Annotated in this window: 2 rRNA genes; both read right to left on the reverse strand. The window is 50.0% G+C overall.

The features are described from left to right. A 5S ribosomal RNA gene (gene rrf, locus CJU81_RS23380) occupies window positions 1–71 on the reverse strand; the annotation flags it as partial. Window positions 72–220: 149 nt separating this feature from the next. Further along, window positions 221–3,114: ribosomal RNA gene (locus CJU81_RS23385) — 23S ribosomal RNA — on the reverse strand. Window positions 3,115–3,450 lie beyond the last annotated feature (336 nt).

Here is a 3,450-nt window from a genome sequence, read left to right on the forward strand (position 1 = left end):
TCGGCGATGCATCGTTTCACTACTGAGTTCGGGATGGGATCAGGTGGTTCCAATGCTCTATGGTCGTCAAGAAATTCGGTAGCCAGATCGTTTACCTTTCGGTTTACGCTCCAGCGAATGGGTATGTAATAGAATTTGGTGTTTTGTGAACCGCAAACTTTCGGTTTGTATCGTCTTCACACACCGCAATTCGCTTCTAAGCAAATTGCTTGGGTGTTATATGGTCAAGCCTCACGGGCAATTAGTATTGGTTAGCTCAACGCCTCACAGCGCTTACACACCCAACCTATCAACGTCGTAGTCTTCGACGGCCCTTTAGGGAACTCAAGGTTCCAGTGAGATCTCATCTTGAGGCAAGTTTCCCGCTTAGATGCTTTCAGCGGTTATCTTTCCCGAACATAGCTACCCGGCAATGCCACTGGCGTGACAACCGGAACACCAGAGGTTCGTCCACTCCGGTCCTCTCGTACTAGGAGCAGCCCCTCTCAAATCTCAAACGTCCACGGCAGATAGGGACCGAACTGTCTCACGACGTTCTAAACCCAGCTCGCGTACCACTTTAAATGGCGAACAGCCATACCCTTGGGACCGGCTTCAGCCCCAGGATGTGATGAGCCGACATCGAGGTGCCAAACACCGCCGTCGATATGAACTCTTGGGCGGTATCAGCCTGTTATCCCCGGAGTACCTTTTATCCGTTGAGCGATGGCCCTTCCATACAGAACCACCGGATCACTAAGACCTACTTTCGTACCTGCTCGACGTGTCTGTCTCGCAGTCAAGCGCGCTTTTGCCTTTATACTCTACGACCGATTTCCGACCGGTCTGAGCGCACCTTCGTACTCCTCCGTTACTCTTTAGGAGGAGACCGCCCCAGTCAAACTACCCACCATACACTGTCCTCGATCCGGATAACGGACCTGAGTTAGAACCTCAAAGTTGCCAGGGTGGTATTTCAAGGTTGGCTCCACGCAAACTGGCGTTCACGCTTCAAAGCCTCCCACCTATCCTACACAAGCAAATTCAAAGTCCAGTGCAAAGCTATAGTAAAGGTTCACGGGGTCTTTCCGTCTAGCCGCGGATACACTGCATCTTCACAGCGATTTCAATTTCACTGAGTCTCGGGTGGAGACAGCGCCGCCATCGTTACGCCATTCGTGCAGGTCGGAACTTACCCGACAAGGAATTTCGCTACCTTAGGACCGTTATAGTTACGGCCGCCGTTTACCGGGGCTTCGATCAAGAGCTTCGCGTTAGCTAACCCCATCAATTAACCTTCCGGCACCGGGCAGGCGTCACACCCTATACGTCCACTTTCGTGTTTGCAGAGTGCTGTGTTTTTAATAAACAGTCGCAGCGGCCTGGTATCTTCGACCGGCAGGGGCTTACGCAGTAAATGCTTCACCTCCACCGGCGCACCTTCTCCCGAAGTTACGGTGCCATTTTGCCTAGTTCCTTCACCCGAGTTCTCTCAAGCGCCTTGGTATTCTCTACCCAACCACCTGTGTCGGTTTGGGGTACGGTTCCTGGTTACCTGAAGCTTAGAAGCTTTTCTTGGAAGCATGGCATCAACCACTTCGTGTTCTAAAAGAACACTCGTCATCAGCTCTCGGCCTTAGAATCCCGGATTTACCTAAGATTCCAGCCTACCACCTTAAACTTGGACAACCAACGCCAAGCTGGCCTAGCCTTCTCCGTCCCTCCATCGCAATAACCAGAAGTACAGGAATATTAACCTGTTTTCCATCGACTACGCTTTTCAGCCTCGCCTTAGGGACCGACTAACCCTGCGTCGATTAACGTTGCGCAGGAAACCTTGGTCTTTCGGCGTGGGTGTTTTTCACACCCATTATCGTTACTCATGTCAGCATTCGCACTTCTGATACCTCCAGCAAGCTTCTCAACTCACCTTCACAGGCTTACAGAACGCTCCTCTACCGCATCATCCTAAGATGATACCCGTAGCTTCGGTGTATGGTTTGAGCCCCGTTAAATCTTCCGCGCAGGCCGACTCGACTAGTGAGCTATTACGCTTTCTTTAAAGGGTGGCTGCTTCTAAGCCAACCTCCTAGCTGTCTAAGCCTTCCCACATCGTTTCCCACTTAACCATAACTTTGGGACCTTAGCTGACGGTCTGGGTTGTTTCCCTTTTCACGACGGACGTTAGCACCCGCCGTGTGTCTCCCATGCTCGGCACTTGTAGGTATTCGGAGTTTGCATCGGTTTGGTAAGTCGGGATGACCCCCTAGCCGAAACAGTGCTCTACCCCCTACAGTGATACATGAGGCGCTACCTAAATAGCTTTCGAGGAGAACCAGCTATCTCCGAGCTTGATTAGCCTTTCACTCCGATCCACAGGTCATCCGCTAACTTTTCAACGGTAGTCGGTTCGGTCCTCCAGTTAGTGTTACCCAACCTTCAACCTGCCCATGGATAGATCGCCCGGTTTCGGGTCTATTCCCAGCGACTAGACGCCCTATTAAGACTCGCTTTCGCTACGCCTCCCCTATTCGGTTAAGCTTGCCACTGAAAATAAGTCGCTGACCCATTATACAAAAGGTACGCAGTCACCCAACAAAGTAGGCTCCCACTGCTTGTACGCATACGGTTTCAGGATCTATTTCACTCCCCTCTCCGGGGTTCTTTTCGCCTTTCCCTCACGGTACTAGTTCACTATCGGTCAGTCAGTAGTATTTAGCCTTGGAGGATGGTCCCCCCATATTCAGACAAAGTTTCTCGTGCTCCGTCCTACTCGATTTCACTGCAAAGATGTTTTCGCGTACAGGGCTATCACCCACTATGGCCGCACTTTCCAGAGCGTTCCGCTAACATCAATACAGCTTAAGGGCTGGTCCCCGTTCGCTCGCCACTACTAAGGGAATCTCGGTTGATTTCTTTTCCTCAGGGTACTTAGATGTTTCAGTTCCCCTGGTTCGCTTCTTAAGCCTATGTATTCAGCTTAAGATACCTAACTTATGTTAGGTGGGTTCCCCCATTCAGACATCTCCGGATCAAAGTCTGTTTGCCGACTCCCCGAAGCTTTTCGCAGGCTACCACGTCTTTCATCGCCTCTGACTGCCAAGGCATCCACCGTATGCGCTTCTTCACTTGACCATATAACCCCAAGCAATCTGGTTATACTATGAAGACGACATTCGCCGAAAATTTGCTTTCAATCACAAATTTTACCTTAGCCTGAATAAACACCAGTGAAAGTGCTATTCAGTCTAACTTTCTATTACATACCCAAATTTTTAAAGAACGATCTAATCAAAAGATCAGAAATCAACATTCACCACCATCTGATGGAATGCTCATTTCTAAGCTTTACGACAGACAAACCGCAGATCAACTCTGCAGTTATCGTCTTCTACAATGAATCAAGCAATTCGTGTGGGAACTTATGGAGCAGCTGATGTCGTCGATTAAGGAGGTGATCCAGCCGCAGGT

The organism is Pseudomonas fragi (assembly GCF_002269505.1).
Classification (GTDB): Bacteria; Pseudomonadota; Gammaproteobacteria; order Pseudomonadales; family Pseudomonadaceae; genus Aquipseudomonas; species Aquipseudomonas fragi_D.